This window comes from Gordoniibacillus kamchatkensis, assembly GCF_000829455.1.
GTDB lineage: Bacteria > Bacillota > Bacilli > Paenibacillales > NBRC-103111 > Gordoniibacillus > Gordoniibacillus kamchatkensis.
In genome coordinates, this window is the sequence record NZ_JXAK01000017.1 from 53693 (window position 1) to 72424 (window position 18732).

Genomic DNA, 18732 nt, shown 5'->3' on the forward strand with positions numbered 1-18732 from the left:
ACGAAAAGCATAACGGAACGGCCTTACCAGGGACAGATAAAAAATCGATAAAGTCATTGTTTCGGGTTTGCAATACGTTTCCGCCAGACGCTGTCCGCCTACAGCTTGCCGCGCGGCGCCCACCAGAACACGGCGGCGAAAGCGGCCAGCACGGCCAGCGGCGGTGCCCATGTAATAAGGAAATGTTCCATCTGCATGTCACCCTTTCTTATCGGAGTTTCGGCCCTGCACATAGGCGGCGTCGAACAGGAACAGCCGCATGAGCAGCCACAAGGACGGGACGAGCAGCAGCAAACCGAGCACGAATGCGGCTACGAGCGCCATCGCCATCGCGTCGTTCGTAAAATTTTGATAAACGGTAACGTACGGATACAAAATATAGGGAAGATGCGATGCGCCGTAGCCGAAAAAGGCGAAGCCGAACTGCAGCATCACGAGCAGGAAAGCGAGGCCGTAGCGGCGGCGCCGCCATACGCACCAGACGGCGGCAACAAAGCAGGCGAACGAGCAAATAAACATCCAGGACAAGCCCAGCATCGCCTCAAAATGCGCCGGGTTATGCTTGTCGATGGCGAAAAAAAACGAGCAGCGAGCATAGGATCGTCGGCATGCTCCAGCCGAGCGCATACGTTCGCACCACTTCGAGTGCGGCCTCGTCCTTGGCGCGGTCTGCGTAGTAGGTCAGGAACATTGCCGAAATGTACAGCACGCTCACGAGCGCAAGCAGCACGACCGACCACGAATACGGGCTGTGCAGCAGCTTTTGCACGAGGAACACGACCTGATCGCCATCTTTGCGGATAAAGCCGCCCTCGGATATCGTCAGCACAGTCGAAAGCGCGGCGGGAATGAACAGCCCGCTCGCCCCGTAAAGCAGGGCGTACCATTTGTTGTCTTTCGTGCCGCTGCCGTAATGGCTGAAGGCGTAATACGAGCCGCGGATAGCGAGCAGCACGATCGCGATGCTGCCGGGGACGAGCAGGGCGGTGCCGTAATAATACGCCGTATCCGGAAAAAAACCGACGATGCCGACGATAAAGAAGATAAGAAAGACATTCGTCACTTCCCAGACCGGCGACAAGTAACGTTCGATTAGGCGGTTAATGATGTGCTTCTGGCCGGTCAGGACGCTGTAATAGCTGAAAAATCCGGCCCCGAAGTCGATCGAGGCGACGATCAAATAGCCGTACAGGAACGTCCACAGCACTGTAATGCCGAGCATTTCGTAGCTCATTCGCCGTCCCTCCCGTCCATGCCGCGCGCCTCAAGCTCGGCGACCGCGTCGCTATTTTTGAACAGTTTGCTCAGCACCTTGACTGACGTAATGCCGAGCACGAGATACAAGGCGCAAAATACGAGCAGCATCGTATCGACGTGCGCCGACGTCGTGGCCCCTTGCGACGTGCGCATGTACCCGCGCAATATCCACGGCTGTCGTCCCACCTCCGCGAAAATCCAGCCGAGCTCGATCGCCAGCAGCGCCAGCGGCCCGGACCAGACGATGAGGCGAAGCAGCCAGCGCGGTGCGGCGGCGGGAGCGGCGGTGCGCCCGGTCAGGTATCGGCGCAGAACGTACAGCCCAGCAACGACCGTCAGGAACACGCCGATCGCGACCATGCCGTCGAAGAAATAGTGAACGATGAGCGGCGGCCTCTCGTCAGCCGGGATGTCGTTCAGACCGATCACCGCTGCGTTCGGATCGTCCTTCGCGAGAATGCTGAGCGCGAACGGGATTTTGAGCCCGTATTTGATTTCGCCTTCGTCCGTCAGGCGCCCCCCAGCACGAGAGGAACTTGCGAGTCCGTCTCGAAGTGCCATTCCGCCGCCGCCAGCTTCTCCGGCTGATACGCGGCCAAAAACTTGCCGGAGAAATCGCCGATCAGCGCCGTCGCGACGGAAAAGACGAGGGCGGCGCCCATCGTCAGGCGCAGCGCTTTGCGATAATAGGGATGATCGCGTCTCCGGAGCAGCGAGAACGCGGCGATGGAAGCGAGCAGGAAGGCGCTGGTCATATAGGCGCTCGCGAGGACGTGCGCCACTTTCGTCGGCGTCGCCGGATTGAGCATGGCGGCCAGCGGCTTGATGTCGACGATGGTACGGCCCTGCAGCTTGAAGCCTTGCGGCGTGTTCATGAATGCATTCACGATCGTAATGAACAGCGCAGATGCCGACGAGCCGATGACGACCGGGATGACGAGCAGGAAGTGAGTCGTCTGCTTGCGGAACCGGTCCCAGGTGTATAAGTAAATGCCCAGGAAAATAGCCTCGAAAAAAAACGCGAACGTCTCCATAAACAGCGGCAGCGCGATCGCTTGTCCGGCGATCTGCATAAAGCTTGGCCACAGCAGGCTGAGCTGGAGCCCGATCGCCGTCCCGGTCACGACGCCGACGGCGACGGTAATGACGAAGCCGCGCGCCCAGCGCCGGGCAAGCAGCAAGTAGTGCGGATCTTTGCGGCGAATGCCGGTCCATTCCGCGAGCGCAATAAGCACCGGCACGCCGACGCCGATCGTCGCAAAAATAATGTGGAACGCGAGCGTCAGCTCCGTCAGCATGCGGCTGTACAAAACGGGATCATAAGCGGGCACGGGGATCAACTCCTTGTCCGATCTCGATAAAGTGTATTAATGCTTAGTGAAACATATAACGGGACAGCGACAGCAGCATAATGGCTGCGACGGCGATGCAGACGGCGGCGAGCGCCTTTTCCTGCTTCGTTGACGAATGGCGGGGCTGCCGGCTCGCGCCGGGAGGGCGATTGTTCGGGCGACGGTCCGGATGCACATCGATCACCTGCCTCGTTGTTATGCTTTGTTTCTGATTCTATTGTACGCCATGGTTGTGATTTTTTTCACAACATTTGTGAGCAAGTGATGACAGAATTTGGGCGGAATTGTGGAGGGGGCGGTCTCTTTAGCATTTAAAGTGTTTATAGCAAATTTTACACTACATATGAGCCGCGTTCTTTTCAAATTCTAAACGCAAATTAACAAAATGATTTCAAAGGAGAGTTTACATGGAACGAATTTTAACGAGATTGTTGACGATTGCTTGTGTAGCCTCCGTACCATTCGTATTTCAACGTAAAAATTTATTATTGCATTTAACCATCTTCTTTGCAAAAGGCGTTTTATCCACCTGTCTTGATTCTCATTGTATAAAATCAAAAAGAATCGAATATCCGGTCAGACCGTTTCCAAAAGTGTTCGACACCAATATTTTATACGATTTATTCATGTATCCACTTTTAAGTGTCATATGGGTTCGATGGTCCATCAATGATAATTTAAAAACCACTCTTCTAAAAAGTTTAGTTTTCAGCGTTCCGATGTCAATTGCTCAAGCGATAATGGAAAAAACAACAAACCTATTTTCTTGGAAAAGATGGTCAATTTGGCATACTTTCGTTTCCATCAATTTCACGTTATTTGCTATAAGAGGTATGGTATGGGTAGTAGAGAATATTATAGGAAATAATAAACATACAAATAAAAATGATGTTATTCAACAAAAAGCGATAGATAGAGATGAAGAATTCCGATTTCCGTTTCATGAATCGCCCAAAAAGCATCTTGAATTAGAAAACTCTATGCATTAACAGCACGAGCTGCTTATGGATACGCACAAAAAAGTTGAAAAGTTATTGTGGAGCATAGCTCTTCCCGGATTCGGGCAATTTTTGAACAAAAAATATATTAAAGGTATTACCTTAATTCTTTTGGAATTTATTATTAACACCCAGGCTCATTTAAATGTAATCATCATTTACAGTTTCAAAGGAGATATCGCCCGAGCGATTGAGACAACGAATTATCATTGGCTTATGTTTTATCCTTGTTTGTATATGTTTGGTATGTGGGATGCTTATAAAGATGGGGGAAATACGAAACGATACGAGTATCTCCCCTTTGTAATGGGGGCTTTTCTGGCAACAGTTGGTTTAATTTATTCTTCTGATTTGAGACTTTTTGGCATTTTACTTGGCCCAGTTTGGCTAACCATGCTTTTTGCTTTTTTTGGTGTAGGAGCGGGGATCGTGATTTTTACATTTTTGCAAAAAAGCGATGCAAACGGGTAGCGGTTCTGTAGAGCCGCTCTTTTGTTTATTTGTCTGATAAGCGTCGTTTTCCTGAAACGCTATTCTTATATGGTCCCATTTCACCAGCGGGACGTGGATTGCCTCTTTTTTCTTAATAACAAGTGAAGCCTTTTATAGTGGCGCTTCCTTTTTGAATATCCGCATACCGAAAAAGCTCTTACACTTCAGCTTCAGTGGGTTCCCCCATTGATGTTCTTCCCGCCGTGTTTAATTGCCCACAATTATAAAATTGTGCCCCGATATCTCTCTGAATGATTGACCCCGCCGGCACACTTTCCCTTATACTGACATTAACAAGAAGCGGGACGTAAAGAGATGCGAGCCCAAAGTTAATATCGGCGAGTCGCCGTGGTCAAAAAGGTGGAGGTATACTGTGGACAAGACGGACATTACATCAGCCGGGAGGGCGAGCAACGATTGAGAAAACGGTTGGACTTGAAAGCCCTTTCCATCTATCCGAAGTTGGTTATTTCCTTTTTGCTGGTAATCGTCCCGATTTACGGAGTAAGCCTGATGATGAACCAGTCGGGGAAACAGTTTGTTGAGGACAAACTCTCGGAGGCACTGCAGTCGCAGATCCACTTCTATTTGTCCTCGCTGGAAACGGAAATATCGCGTCTGATCGTACTTAAGGCGGAATACGTTCACGATGACGATTTTCAGCGGCTCGGTACGGCGTTTGATCTGATGGGCGACTACGAGCGCATTCAGGCGATTCTCAGCGTCAAGAACAAGCTGTTTCTTCTAGGCAGTTCGACACCCTTCGTGGAAAACGTAAAAGTATTTTTTCCGACTCTTTCCCGAAGCGTGAACGCTAATGACCTCAGCGACAATATTCCGAAAGAGGAGGTACAGGCGCTTCTCGAGCCCGCTAATTTGAAATCTGCAATATTCAGCTATCAAGGGCGTCTCATAATGAGCGAGCTGTATCCGAAAACCGCTTACAACAATCATTTGCCGATTATGGCGCTGGAGATCGAATTGTCGGAAAGTCGGCTGAAGAGCACGCTGTCGGAAATTGTCAAACATGAGCAGGGCGGGGCCGCGCTGCTCAATTCGAGGGAGCACTGGTCCGTTGCGGCCGGAAACACCGATGGCGTTCTGCAGGATTTCTCAGGCTGGATCGGGAGAGAAAAGAAGCAGGGACGCCGTTTGCCGGGAAGACCAACGTCAATGTACAGGGACGGTCGTATTTTATCGCGTACGAATATTCCAAAGTTCTGGATGCGACGCTTGCCGTCGACGTCCCGATCGAACAGATGCTGTCGCCGCTAACGAAATATCGCGATTGGCTGTGGCTGTTGTCTGTCACTTCACTCGTCCTGATCGCCATTTTTTCGTACGGGATTTTCCTGCTTATCCATAAGCCGCTGCGAAATCTGGTCGGGGCCTTCCGCAAAGTGGAGAAAGGGGAACTCGGGATTGCGGTGCATTACCGGCACTCGGACGAGTTCCGTTATTTGTACAGGCAATTCAACCTGATGGTGGAGCGGCTGCGAATCTTGATTCAGGAAGTGTACGAACAGCAAATCCGATCTCAACGAGCGGAGCTCAAGCAGCTGCAGGCCCAGATCAATCCCCACTTCCTTTACAACAGCTTCTTTATTTTAAAGGGGCTGGTGCGCAGGGGAGAGGAAGGATTGTCGCTGAAGATGTTAGACAATTTGGGAGAATACTTCAAATTCATTACCAGAAGCGGTTCGGAGCAGGTGCCGCTGGAAACGGAAGTCAGACACGCCGTATCTTATTTGGAAATTCAGAACCTGCGGTTTTCCGGTGCGATCGACGTTATTTGGGACGAGCTTCCCGAAGCATGGCATTCTGTACCGGTGCCCCGGTTAATTGTTCAGCCGCTCGTTGAGAACGCCTACCGGCACGGCCTGGAGGAGAAAGCGAACGAGGGCAGGCTGGAAATCAGGTTTCGGGTGGTGGATAACCAATTGACCGTCCTGATCGACGATAATGGCGAGCAGCTGCGGGACGAGCAGATCGAACGCCTGTCGCAGCAGTTGCGCGAGGCTGGCGACGTGAAGGAAACAACGGGTATCCTGAACGTCCACAGGCGGCTGCAGCTTACGTTCGGACCGGAATTCGGACTGAGGGTGGCCCGGAGCGAGTTAGGCGGACTTCAGGTGCAAATGGCGATTCCATACCGAAAGGATGAGTAGCATGTATCGGCTGCTGATCGTGGACAACGAAAGGCTTATCGTAGAAAATCTGGTCGATTTATTCGTCAAGGCTGAGGAGCTGCAGCTCGAAGTGTACGGCGCGTATTCCGCGCAGGAGGCGCTGGAGCTGATGGATCAAACCCAGATCGACATCGTTCTGTCGGATATCCGCATGCCGGTGATGGGCGGGCTCGAACTGCAGCGGGAAATCATCGCGAGATGGCCGAAATGCAAGGTGATTTTTTTATCCGGTTACGACGATTTCGAATACGCACAGCAGGCGCTTCGCAATAACAGCGTGGACTATTTGCTTAAAACCGAGGGGGAGCAGACTGTGCTGCTGGCGGTGAAGAAAGCAGCCGCGCAGCTGAAGGAAGCATTGGAGGCGGACCGTCTGATCGAACGGGCGAGGGTGCAGCTGGAGGCGGCGAAGCCTGTCTTGAGAAGGGAGTACGTGTGGTCTCTGCTGCAGGGCGACTCAGCTTTGCTTAAAAAAGCAAGGCAAGCATTCCAGGAGTTGGAGTTGCCGCTCTCCAGCCAGGAGAGAGTGCTGCTCGCCGTTGGCCGCGTGGACGATTGGCGGGACGATTACAGCGATGCCGACAGGGAATTAATGCTGTATGCCATACAGAACATTGCGGAGGAATATGTAAGCGCGTTTGCGCACTCCTTCTCGCTCGTCTTCGATAAGAACAAGATCGTCTGGATGCTTCAGCCGCTCAAGACGCAGGGCGGACCGGCTCCATCGAGAACCGCACCTTGGGCGAAAACGGCAGAGTTTCTGCAAGGGGCGGCTGAGCGAATCCGGCTATCCTGCAAGGAACTGTTGGGGCTCAAGCTGTCGTTTACTCTGGCCGGCGATGCGAAGGATTGGGCGGCTGCAGCCGAGCAGTTCGAAAAATTGAAGCTGATGCTGAACTGCGGCCTCGGACTCGGTCAGGAGACCGTTCTGGTCGACAAGGGCCTGCCGGAACAGGCGGTGCCGCAAGGCTACAAGCACGAGGTACGTACGGAGCTGAGAAGGTTCGAATCGCTTGCCGCTCTTCTTGAGAACGGCCAGAGGTACCACTTTTTCAACGAGTATTCGCGGCTGATTTCACTCGTCGGCGAAGGCCCGGCTCAAGATGGGCATCTGAAGATGGAGATCGCGGTAACGCTCGCCTCCATTTTTCTCGCTTACATCAATCGCTGGGGGCTTCAGACCGAAATCGGCGACCGCCATGACCTGAGCCGCCTGATCCGTTTCGACCGCCATGCATCGTGGAAGGAAACGGTGGATTACTATGCCCGGCTGGCGGAATCGCTGTTCGACATCAAGTGGAACGGACGCATTCATCAGGAGAACGACGTGGTCAGGCATATCCAAAGGTATGTGGAGCAAAATTTGGCAGGCGACGTTTCGCTGACCCGGATCGGCGAGGTCGTTGGCCTGAATCCGTATTATCTCTCCAGATTATATAAGCAGCTGACAAGCGAAGGATTGTCGGAATACGTGACGAATGTCCGGCTGACGAAAGCGAAGGAATTGCTCGCGCAAAACGTTCTGAAGATTAGCGACGTTTCCCGATCTGTCGGCTTTGCGTCCGAGCAGTCCTTTTACCGCTTTTTCAAGAAAGCGACGGGGCAGACGCCGCAAGAATATCGGGAGTCAGCGGAGAATGTCAAAAAGAGCGAATGAAAGATGGAAAACGGCGAGTAGTTGCGGCAATCCGGACAAACGTATAATCGAGTCGAGAGCTGAAGATCGGCAAAACGAAAAGAGGTTGCTTATGGAGAGGATTGCCAATGGGGTATGGAGAGTGCGCTTTGGACAGCCAGAACAACATACTCCGGTTACACTTCGTGAAACGGAAATTCGAACGGAGCAGCTAAACGAGCTGAAATGTACCGGAACGCCGCCGTTTTCCATCGATGAAGTCAGCTTGAAAGAAACAAATAGAGGCGTCCAAATCGAGCTGCCGCTTGCGGCAGAAGAACACATCTACGGCTTCGGCCTGCAGCTGCATCGTGTCGATCACACCGGCAGAAAAAAGGTCATTCGTGTCAACAGCGACCCCGTCGCGGACACAGGGGACAGCCATGCGCCCGTTCCGTTCTACGTATCGACCTCCGGTTATGGCGTTTACGTGGACACTTTGCGCTATGCAACCTTTTATTGCGGAACGAACTTGCGTAAAGGGGACTCTGAGTATAAGAAGTACGAACAAAAGACAGTGGGCACTTCGGAAATGGAATTGTACAGCCGCCAAGCTTCTGAAAGCAATCGCACCGTTGTGGTAGATATTCCAACTGCCAAAGGGATCGATCTTTATGTTTTCGAAGGACCCGATCTCGCGACGGCCGTTCAGCGATATAATTTGTTTTCAGGCGGGGGCTGCCTGCCTCCTGCTTGGGGTCTAGGCATGTGGTACCGTACCTACAGTGCCGCTAAGCGCGAGGATGTGATGCGGCTGGCAAACACATTCCGGGAGGAAAGGATGCCCGTCGATGTCTTCGGCTTCGAGCCTGGTTGGCAGACGAAAGCGTACTCCTGTTCCTTGGTTTGGGATGAGGAACGTTTTCCAGAGCATGAGACGATGCTGGGAGAGCTGTACGGCATGAATTACCGGGTGAATTTATGGGAGCATCTTTTCTTGCATCCAATGTCACCGATCTATTCTGAATTGAAGTCACATTCCGGCAACTATGAGGTTTGGGAAGGTTTGGTCCCCGATCTGTCGATCCCGGAGGCTAGGAGCATTTTTGCGGAGTATCACAAGAAGGAATTTGTCGACAAAGGCATTGCCGGATTCAAGCTGGATGAGTGTGACAGCTCCGACTATGTACACTCCAACTGGTCATTCCCGGATGTAGCGGAGTTCCCGTCCGGTATGGACGGCGAACAGATGCACAACCAGCTGGGAACGCTCTATCAGGCCACTATTCAGGGTCCATTCGAGAAAGCCGGCAAAAGAACTTTGTCCCAAGTCCGGGCTTCCGGTGCTTTGGCTTCGTCTTTTCCTTTCGTGCTTTATAGCGATCTGTACAATCATAAAGTATTCATCCGCGGGGTCGTGAACTGCGGGTTCTCCGGATTGCTTTGGTCACCGGAGGTGCGTCAGGCGGAATCGGCCGAGGATCTGATCCGCAGAATTCAAACGGCGGTATTCTCGCCAATGGCGCTATTGAACTGCTGGCGAATTCCTAACCCTCCCTGGATGCAGGTCGACAGGGACAAAAACATCCGCGGCGAGTTCATGGCCGGCTACGATAAGACTCGCGATATTTGCCGCAATCTGTTCGAGCTGCGCATGGCTTTTATTCCGTATCTGTATACGGCATATGCGAAATATGCGATGGAAGGCCGTCCGCCGTTCCGGGCTTTGGTGATGGATAACCCGGACGATTCGTATACGTACGATATCGATGACGCCTATATGATGGGAGAATCTGTACTTGTTGCTCCGATCGTAACCGGAAGTTCGGAACGAAGCGTTTATTTTCCGAAAGGAACCTGGCGATGCTTCTGGACAGGAGCTGTTTATGAAGGCGGGCAATCCTACACGTTCTCTCCTGGACTGGAACGAATTCCTGTGTTTGTAAAGGACGGCACTCTGTTACCTTTGGCCAAACCGCAGCAGTATGTAGCTGATGACGCCATATTTGAAGTGACTCTGCAGCAATTCGGCGACGAGGCACGAGAATGCATACTTTATGAGGATGACGGACTTACATTCGGATATCGATCAGGGCAATACAATTGGGTTAAGGTTTCTATCAACTCCGACGGAACCATCGATGCAGGGCGGACCGGGGCTTATGAAAGGCGTTTGTATCATATTGTTGGAATCAAGTAATCATTGCAGTTCCGCTGAACGCTAATATAGCAAGTTTCGTCGATACTCGCGCGGACTGATCCCGTACCGCTGCTTGAACAATTTGGAGAAGTGGAACTCATCGTAAAAATGCAACGCGGCAGCGATCTCCTTGACGGATAAACGGGTCGTCTCCAGCGCAGCTTTGGCGGAATCGAGCTTCAACCCCTGCATGTAACGGCTCGGCGACATGCCGGTTCGGGAACGAAAGCTACAACGACGCAGAGGAGCGTATGACAATGTTCGTAAAAGTAGGAAAACGCGAGTTGGAACTCGGCGGGCCTCATTTGGAAGAACTGCGGGATTCGAACGACATTATGCATGACGTAGTTGCATTGAGGCAGCGAATCGCTGACGACGGCTACCTGCTGCTGCGAGGCTTCCACGATCAGGAGCAGGTGTTGAAAGCAAGGCTTGCCGTTCTGGCGAAAATGGACAAGATGGGCAAGCTTGCCCGGGATACGTTGCTGGAAGAAGGCTTCATGGCGGATGGCAGCAAATCGCTTTTTTTGGGGGGAACCAACGAGGACTTGCCGGAATTGCTTGACGTGTTGAATGGACAGCACGTGATGCGCTTCTTTGACCAGCTGCTCGGCGAGCAATCGCTGACGTATCACTATAAATGGCTGAGGGCTGTCGGCAAAGGCGATTACACCGGTGCTCACTATGACATCATATACATGGGCCGCGGCACCCACAATCTGTATACGGTCTGGTCGCCCCTGGGCGACATCAGCTACGAGATGGGCGGGCTGGCGATCTGCCTGAATTCCCACCGATTCGAGGATTTGAAACAGTCTTACGGCACCAAAGATGCGGATCGCGACGACATCGGCGCTTACACGGACGACCCCCTCGTCATCACGAACAAGTATGGCGGCAAATGGGCCACGACGGAATTCAAGGCCGGAGACGTGCTCATCTTTGGCATGTTCCTGATGCACTGCTCTTTGGAAAATACGACGAACCAATATCGCCTCAGCGTCGACACGCGCTACCAATCGTCCCGGGAAGCGGTCGATTCCCGATGGAGCGGCAAACAGCCTCGCGGCCATTCCAACCCCCGATGGAGCGGTAAACAGCCTAACGGCCCTGTCAACGACGCCGCTCTCTGATAAGCATAAGCATAGGAAATGAAAACGGCGTGCCGCTCATGTAGCGGCGCGCCGTTTGCTTTCGAGCGGAGAATGTCAAAAAGTGCGAATGAAAGATGGAATACGGCGAGTAGATGCTGCAATCCGGACAAACCTATAATTAGAGTCGAGAAGATCGGCGGAATGGGGTGCGACTATGAGTGAACAATTTTCCAACAAGTTTAGTACAACGAGTATTAGCGGCGGCGAGTGGCTTACATACGACAGAGGGAGTTTCAGCATAGAGGACGGAGTCTTGACGGTAACAGATGGCTGGGTGACGGCTTCAAAAGTGAATATGGAAAATTTAGCTTTAGAATTTTCCGCCCGTTCTCCCGAGGATGCGCTGCAGGTTCAGATTTGGGCAGGTTTCCGACATTACAGCAGAGATTACCGTTATGTGGTGGCCCTTCGCGGCGGCAATAATAACGACATTTATGTTGCGCGCCTTGGCGCTGAGGGGTACGATAAAATGCTCGCATTGCGCCCGCTTTCCTTTTCGCCAATCCCCGGTATTTGGTATAGGCTGCGCATCGTCTGTGCCGGTACGACTATAGCTGTTTATTTGGGTGAGGATAAAACGCCTCTTCTATGCGTAGAAGATGACGATGCCCCGTTTAACACGGGAAGTATATCTCTTGGCGGAAGTTATCTTCCGACACAGTTTAAACATGTAAATTTATCAGAGGTCGACGCTAATTATTTGGCGGGAGTCAGAACAGGACGGGAGTACCATGAAACGGTTTCGCTTACGGATGAAGATCGGGAAAAGACTCGGTTGAGAGAGCGTTCGGCCTACAGACCGTTTGTCGTTCCTACAGTTCCAGATGAAAGGCTGGAGCTTTCACTTGACGGAAAGTGGCTTTTTATTCCTGACTATGAAATAACGGAAAGACCGCTTGCGCTCGACTATGACGATAGTGCCTCTCACGTTATGACAGTACCTGCCTCATGGGTTCCTCTGCATGCCTGGCTTGAGGGTGAGTTCATGGATCATACCCTTAACAAAGGCATGAACGACAGCTATCATGTTGAGGAACTTACCCGCTGTCTTAACCAGACTTTTGATTATAAGCGGACGAAATCTGCATGGTACCGGCACTACCTTGATCTTCCCAAAGGTATTTCGGATAAGCGGGTGGTTCTCGATTTTGAAGGTATTGCTCTTATAAGTGCCGTCTACTTTAACGGTGTCCGGGTTTGCGAGAATATCGGTATGTTTACTCCCATGCAGATTGACGTGAGTGAATATGTACGGGAGGGGCGAAACGTCGTTGCGGTTGAAGTTCATCGCCGTCTGACTGACGAATCCGAACGGGCAATCAAAACATCATCTGTCGATGATCATTACGCGACCGCATGGGATATTCTCGATGCCCATGAAAAAGGGGAGGAGATAGAGACCAAATGTGAGCGCAGGGAATTTTGTACCGACGATATCCCGCATGGTTTTTACGTCGGTAATCCGGGTGGGATTTGGCGAAGCGTAGGTCTCGTTATCAGCGACAAAGTTCATATTGACGAATTTTTTTTCAACCCAACTCTTGAGGATGCAACCGTTCAGGTTCAGTATTCCAACAGCGGTTTATTGACCAAAAATATAGAAGTCTCCTACCGGATGATTCATCGGACAACCGGTGAATATTTGTGCGGAGGTGTTGTGGACCATTATACGCTTGATGCCGGGGAAAAGCGGACCCTTTCCTTTACTACTCCCAAGGTCACTCCACAGCTATGGGGACCGGGGACTCCCAACCTCTATACCCTTACATTTACCATAACTCAAGACGGCGAGTATCTGGATGCATACAGTGAGCAAGTGGGGTTCAGGACGGTGGCGTTTGACGGAGAAACTCTTTTGTATAACGGAAGTCCGCTGTGGGTAAGGGGCGGCAATCACATGCCGGCTCACGTTAAACCGACGGATCGCCTGCTTGCACAGAAGTTTATGTCTTTGGCGCTTAAGCACAATGTCATTGCGACCAGAACTCATGTCGCTCCTTGGGGCAGTACCTGGCTTGACGCCGCAGATGAGGCAGGTTTAATGGTTTCGTTTGAGGGGACATGGACCTGGCTGATGCTTGAGCATATACCCAGCAATCGCTCTATCAGGATCTGGAAAGAGGAACTCGTACGTCTGATAAAACGTCACAGAAACAGACCGTCTCTGTTCCTCATGACCATGAATAATGAAATGAAAATTTATTTGCACGAAGCACCCGACGAAATCGTCATTGAGAAAGGACGGATTTTGGACGGAGGAATCAAGGTGGTGCGCGAAGCGGCTCCTCATCTTCCGCTTGTTGCCGACTCTGCCTATTTCCGTAAACATGCGCAAAGATCCGGCCTATATGAGCGGATCATCTTAGCGAATGGACTGGATGACGGCGATATGGATGACCCGCACGCATATTTCGGCTGGTATGGCGTTTCCTTTTTTCATCTCTTTAACGGGCAGTTTGGCAGAGATCATGCAACACCGGGCAGACCGTGCATGTCCCAGGAATGTTCGACCGGCTATCCGCGGGCGGAGGATGGTCTCCCCACACGCTATTATTTGTTCGTTCATCAGACGCCTCAGACGATAATTGGCAAGAAGGCGTATGAGCATTGCGATCCTGCCTATTTTTTAAGCCGCCATGCCATGATGACCAAGGAACTTGTGGAGATGTTCCGACGTGTCGAGCATGATCGGACATGCGGCGTTAACATGTTTGCATTTGAGACTTTGTTCTACAATCAGCATGACAGCCGACGCATACAACCAAATCTTTCAGCAATGAAATTAAAAATGGCTTATCAACCGGTACTTGCAAGTGCCGAACTGTGGGGACGACATTTTTATGCCGGTGGTACGCTTGAAACAAACATAACTCTTATCAATGACTCTGAACGAAAAGAGACGCTTGAGTTACCGCAGGTAGAGCTCTCTCTTGTTGCAGGAAGCAAAACACTCGCTAGCAAATCTCTGCTGTTTGATACTTTGGCCTATTTTAAAACCGCAACCAAAAAACTGTTCCTGCCGCTGCCGTCCCAACTGCCCGAAGAGCGGCTTGAGGCCAGGCTGATTATGAGGGTCAAAGCAAACGGCGTCGTTATTTCAAAAAACGAGTATGACATACTGCTTGCGAGCGAAGAGTGGGGCAAAGGTCATGTGCCGTGCGAGGATTCCTATTATTGTCTTAAAAGCGATGCGACCAGCCGAGAGCTGTTGGCCCGCTATAACATTAAAGCTGTCGAATGTTCCGATCTGTCTGAGCTTTCCGGCCAGCAAGGGCGGTTAGTCGTCACCGGTACCATCGGAGGCAATGATGGCCGGCTTATGCGGGAGTTTGCACATTCGGGAGGAAAGGTTATTCTTCTCGGGCAACAAGATTTGCCGAAAGAAATACTTGGCGAAACAGAAGCGCCTTTTACTGCACACCGTCAGGAGATCATAACTATGAACGTTCCCGAGAGTTCGATTTTCGCCGGTATTGGCATTCTCGATCCAGCCTGGTTCAGCGACGGTTGCAATGTTCCGTATGCAGCTTTGGGGCGCTATAGCGTGGATAGGATCAACCGCGATATAAGCGTCCTGGCAGAGACACTCGAATGGCACGGTTATATCAATAAACCGACAGATTATAAAAAGTACGGCGGAACCCCTCTTTTTTCCATGAAGGTTGGTGAGGGTAATATTCTTGTCAGTTCAGTGCGTGTCGATGCATGCGGTTTTGATCCCGTTGCTTCACGCTTAGCCGGCAATTCCATCAACTGGAACTTTGATGTCAAAAAGTGCGAATAAAAGATGGAAAACGGTGAGTAGATGCGGCAATTCGTACAAACGTATAATGTAGTCGAGAAACGATTCTCAACCAGACAAGGGGGACTATGGGATGGGCATCAAGAGAAGTAACACGTTGATAGCTTGCATGTTGGCCGCTTCGATGCTGCTGGCAGCATGCAGTTCAAGTAAGGCGGGGGGAGGCGAGGCGAAGCCGGAATCCGGCGGCAAACCGGCTGAGCCGGCGAAAACAGAGCAAAATGGGGCGCTCGCAAAGTATAACCCCCCTATTACGCTGCATATCGCACGTTCCTCAAGCCAAAACTGGAAATATCCGAAAGGCGACGATCTGAACAACAACATTTGGACCAGAGCGTACGAAGAAAAGCTGGGCATCAAGCTGGCATTGGATTGGACGGCAGAGGACGGTTCAACCTATGATCAGAAAATGAACGTATCGATCGCTTCGGGCAATTTGCCCGACCTCTTCACCGTCAACGCAACGCAGCTCAAGCAGCTCGCCGATGCAGGACAGCTGGCGGATTTGACGGAGGTGTACAACAAATACGCCTCCCCGCTTACCAAACAAAATATGAACAGCGACGGAGGGCTCGGACTGAAGTCGGCAACATTCGGCGGCAAGCTGCTGGCCATTCCGTCTATCAATGCCAATATCTACAGCCCCAGCTTGCTATGGATTAGGACCGACTGGCTGAAGAAGCTGAACCTTCCCGAACCGAAAACGATGCAGGACGTGTACGCCATCTCGGAAGCGTTCACGAACAAGGATCCGGACGGCGACGGCAAGAAAGATACGATCGGTCTCGGCTTGAGCAAGACGTTATTGAACGCCGGTGTCGGGGAATTGAACGGTTTCGCCAACGCTTTCCACGCGTACCCGACGCTCTGGATCAAAGGCAGCGACGGCAAGATCACGTACGGAAGCATACAGCCGCAGATGAAAGCGGCGCTGGCCAAGCTTCAGGACATGTACAAGAGCGGCCAGATCGATACCGAGTTCGGCGTGAAGGATACCGCGAAGCTCGGAGAGGACATTGCTTCCAATAAACTGGGCATGCTGTTCGGCGCCAATTGGCTCCCCTACTTACCGCTGATTGACGCCGTTAAGAAAAATCCGGGTATGGATTGGAAAGCTTATGCGATTCCATCTGTCGACAATGAGCCGGCTAAAGCGGGAGTCGCTTTCCCGACATACGCCTATGTGGTTGTCCGCAAAGGGTACGAACATCCGGAAGCTGCAGTCAGCATGTTGAATTTGTATCAGGATACCCGATTCAAAACGCCGGTCCAAGCGGTAAATCCGTTCGAAACCGTCGAAGAAAACGGAAATCGGATCGAAACGGTCAAATATGCGGTCGTACAATCGGCCCTAGGCAACGATGTTGTCGTGAAGGCACTCAAGCTGCTTCGGGAAGCGCTGCAGAAAGACGATAAAAGTGTGCTCAAGGACGCGCTGAAAGAAACCGACAAATTCGATCCGGTGCGGGCATTCCAGAAAAACGGGGACATGGCCTACTGGAGTCAAGGACGGCAATTCAACGCGTACGAAGTGCTGCTCGACAATTATACAGGCGATAAGCTGCTTACGACCGAATTCGGCGGAAGAACGCAAACGATGGGCGAGAAGTGGGAAGCGCTCGATAAGCTGGAGAAAGAAACGTTTACGAAAATCATTATGGGTACGTCTTCCGTCGATGAATTCGACAATTTCGTCGCCACATGGAAAAAACTCGGCGGCGATACGATCATAAAAGAAGTGAACGATTGGCTTGCTTCACAAAATTAAGCTGTTCGCTGGACAACGAGAAGAAGGGGAAGGTCGGGAGCATCTCAGCCTTCCCTTTCCTGCACAAGAAGCGGAACAGAGATGGCGGTGCATATATGATTTCGTTCAAATGGCGGAGAGAGTTGCCGTTACATGCCATGATCTTGCCGGGTCTGGTCCTGGTCCTGATCTTTAGCTACATGCCGATGTTCGGCATCGTCATTGCTTTCCAGAAATTCACTCCCTTTCACGGCTGGTTCGGATCCCCTTGGGTTGGGTTGAAATATTTTGAGGAAATGTTCAATCGGCCAGATACGATGCAAGTCGTTTGGAACACGATCTATATCGCCACGATGAAAATCGCAGCCGGGTTCATTGTTCCGATCCTTGTGGCTTTACTGTTGAATGAGGTGAACCGGGCTTGGATCAAGAGAGGCATCCAAACATTCATTTATTTGCCCCACTTCATGTCTTGGGTCATATTGGGCGGCGTGTTGGTCGATATTTTATCTCCGTCCGAAGGGATCGTGAATGCATTGCTGAAGGCGGCCGGGTTGAAGCCGATTTTCTTCCTCGGCAATCTCGACTGGTTTCCGCGAGTGCTCGTGATATCGGATGTGTGGAAAGAGTTCGGATTTAATACGATCGTCTATTTGGCTGCGATAGCCGGCATCAACCCGACCCTTTACGAGGCGGCAATTATGGACGGCGCGAACCGGTGGAAGCAGACGCTTCACGTTACGCTCCCGGGAATGCTTCCGATCATGGTTCTGATGGCTACCTTGAGCCTCGGCAATGTGCTGAATGCCGGTTTTGAGCAAGTGCTCGTTTTGTACAGTCCTTCGGTGTACCAAACCGGCGATATTCTGGATACGATGATTTACCGAATGGGGCTGCAGAGCTTCCAATACAGCTTGGCAACGGCGATCGGATTGTTCAAATCAGTCGTCTCGTTTATCCTGATATCCGTCTCGTACTGGCTCGCCTACCGCTTCGCCAACTATCGGATTTTCTAAGGAGGGTGCCCGCAGCAATGCACGTATTGTCATTTGGAAGGCGCATCTTCCTTACCGTCAACTACACCGTTCTTGTGCTGTTGGCCTGCTCTTGCCTGCTGCCGTTTATCAACGTACTGGCCACTTCCTTGAGCAGCAGTCCGGCAGTGAACGCGGGAGAAGTCAGCTTGTGGCCGGTCGATTTTTCGCTTGCATCTTATCGCTATATCGTCAGCAACCCTGCTTTTGTCGGGTCGTTCGGCATCACGCTGGAACGGGTCGCATTGGGTACGGCCGTCAATATGCTGCTCACGATCATGCTCGCCTACCCGCTGTCCAAAGACAATCGGTCGTTTCGGCTCCGAACGGTCTATGTATGGGTGTTCGTGTTTACAATCCTGTTTCATGGCGGCCTGATTCCCTGGTATATGACGATCAAAATGACGCATTTGCTCGACACGATTTGGGCGCTCATTTTGCCGGGGGCCGTTCCGGTATTCAACGTCATCCTGCTTCTGAATTTCTTCCGGAGTTTGCCGAAGGAACTGGAAGAGTCGTCGTTTATCGACGGCGCGGGACATTGGACGACCATGTGGAAAATTTACGTTCCGATCTCCATGCCGGCTATCGCCACCATCTTGCTTTTTACGATGGTCGGCCATTGGAACTCCTGGTTCGACGGCTTGATTCTGATGAACAGTCCGAAGCATTACCCGCTGTCGAGCTATTTGCAAACCGTCATCATCCAGATGGATTATTCGCAGCTGAAGCAGGAGGATATCGACTTGCTGGCCGTCATTTCGAACCGTACGACCAAGGCGGCGCAAATCATCGTCGGCGCTTTGCCGATCTTGATCGTCTATCCGTTCCTGCAGCGGTATTTCGTGAAGGGAATCGTGCTTGGAAGCGTCAAAGAATAGCCTGGGGCAGG

The 18732-nt window shown here is 51.7% G+C and carries 14 protein-coding genes and 2 pseudogenes; 11 read left to right on the forward strand and 5 right to left on the reverse strand.

The features are described 5' to 3' along the window. Window positions 1-98: 98 nt before the first annotated feature. From cydS to SD70_RS35985, 4 genes and pseudogenes are all read right to left on the reverse strand, one after another. Window positions 99-191 carry a cytochrome bd oxidase small subunit CydS gene (cydS, locus tag SD70_RS40300; protein WP_394297956.1) on the reverse strand — a complete coding sequence of 31 codons (93 nt, stop codon included), beginning with the start codon at window positions 189-191 and terminating at the stop codon, window positions 99-101. Between the two features lie 7 nt (window positions 192-198). Beyond that, window positions 199-1234 (reverse strand): annotated as a pseudogene (locus SD70_RS11660) (cytochrome d ubiquinol oxidase subunit II). Further along, window positions 1231-2555: pseudogene (locus SD70_RS11665) on the reverse strand (cytochrome ubiquinol oxidase subunit I). The pseudogenes SD70_RS11660 and SD70_RS11665 overlap by 4 nt, the downstream one beginning before the upstream one ends. A 76-nt stretch (window positions 2556-2631) precedes the next feature. After that, window positions 2632-2784 carry a hypothetical protein gene (locus SD70_RS35985; protein WP_156157987.1) on the reverse strand — a complete coding sequence of 51 codons (153 nt, stop codon included), beginning with the start codon at window positions 2782-2784 and terminating at the stop codon, window positions 2632-2634. A 232-nt stretch (window positions 2785-3016) separates the two neighbouring features. Here SD70_RS35985 and SD70_RS11670 point away from each other — a divergent pair, with 232 nt between their 5' ends. From SD70_RS11670 to SD70_RS11695, 6 genes are all read left to right on the forward strand, one after another. Then, the gene (locus SD70_RS11670; RefSeq protein WP_197081007.1) at window positions 3017-3598 is read left to right on the forward strand and encodes a CBO0543 family protein; all 582 of its coding nucleotides are present in this window, start codon (window positions 3017-3019) and stop codon (window positions 3596-3598) included. 15 nt (window positions 3599-3613) lie between these two features. Beyond that, a complete protein-coding gene (locus tag SD70_RS11675) occupies window positions 3614-4078 on the forward strand; it encodes a hypothetical protein (RefSeq protein WP_041047743.1) in 465 nt (154 codons plus the stop codon). A gap of 438 nt (window positions 4079-4516) precedes the next feature. Further along, window positions 4517-5374 (forward strand): hypothetical protein, encoded by an 858-nt coding sequence (locus SD70_RS11680; RefSeq protein WP_041047744.1) that lies wholly within the window; start codon window positions 4517-4519, stop codon window positions 5372-5374. Continuing rightward, window positions 5359-6267: a sensor histidine kinase gene (locus SD70_RS11685; RefSeq protein WP_052487317.1), complete on the forward strand. Its 909-nt coding sequence runs from the start codon at window positions 5359-5361 to the stop codon at window positions 6265-6267. Before SD70_RS11680 ends, SD70_RS11685 begins: the two co-directional genes overlap by 16 nt. Before the next feature lies 1 nt (window position 6268). Next, window positions 6269-7945 (forward strand): response regulator, encoded by a 1677-nt coding sequence (locus SD70_RS11690; protein ID WP_052487318.1) that lies wholly within the window; start codon window positions 6269-6271, stop codon window positions 7943-7945. After that, entirely contained in the window at window positions 7926-10103 is a 2178-nt protein-coding gene (locus SD70_RS11695) for a glycoside hydrolase family 31 protein (RefSeq protein ID WP_231571167.1), read from the forward strand. Before SD70_RS11690 ends, SD70_RS11695 begins: the two co-directional genes overlap by 20 nt. 21 nt (window positions 10104-10124) lie before the next feature. Here SD70_RS11695 and SD70_RS34765 read toward each other — a convergent pair whose 3' ends face one another. Further along, on the reverse strand, window positions 10125-10361 hold the full coding sequence (locus SD70_RS34765; protein WP_269432460.1) for a helix-turn-helix domain-containing protein: 237 nt from the start codon (window positions 10359-10361) through the stop codon (window positions 10125-10127). Here SD70_RS34765 and SD70_RS11700 point away from each other — a divergent pair. The 5 genes from SD70_RS11700 to SD70_RS11720 all read left to right on the forward strand — a co-directional run bounded on the left by SD70_RS11700 (window position 10361) and on the right by SD70_RS11720 (window position 18721). Further along, entirely contained in the window at window positions 10361-11236 is an 876-nt protein-coding gene (locus SD70_RS11700; protein WP_041047747.1) for a phytanoyl-CoA dioxygenase family protein, read from the forward strand. The two genes, SD70_RS34765 and SD70_RS11700, sit on opposite strands and share 1 nt — an antisense overlap. Before the next feature lie 175 nt (window positions 11237-11411). Continuing rightward, complete coding sequence (locus SD70_RS11705) at window positions 11412-15041, forward strand: glycoside hydrolase family 2 protein (protein ID WP_041047748.1); 3630 nt, start codon at window positions 11412-11414, stop codon at window positions 15039-15041. A 91-nt stretch (window positions 15042-15132) separates the two neighbouring features. Then, on the forward strand, window positions 15133-16827 hold the full coding sequence (locus tag SD70_RS11710) for an extracellular solute-binding protein (protein WP_052487319.1): 1695 nt from the start codon (window positions 15133-15135) through the stop codon (window positions 16825-16827). 95 nt (window positions 16828-16922) lie between these two features. After that, on the forward strand, window positions 16923-17822 hold the full coding sequence (locus SD70_RS11715) for an ABC transporter permease (RefSeq protein WP_041047749.1): 900 nt from the start codon (window positions 16923-16925) through the stop codon (window positions 17820-17822). 17 nt (window positions 17823-17839) lie between these two features. Further along, window positions 17840-18721 (forward strand): carbohydrate ABC transporter permease, encoded by an 882-nt coding sequence (locus tag SD70_RS11720; protein WP_041047750.1) that lies wholly within the window; start codon window positions 17840-17842, stop codon window positions 18719-18721. Window positions 18722-18732 lie beyond the last annotated feature (11 nt).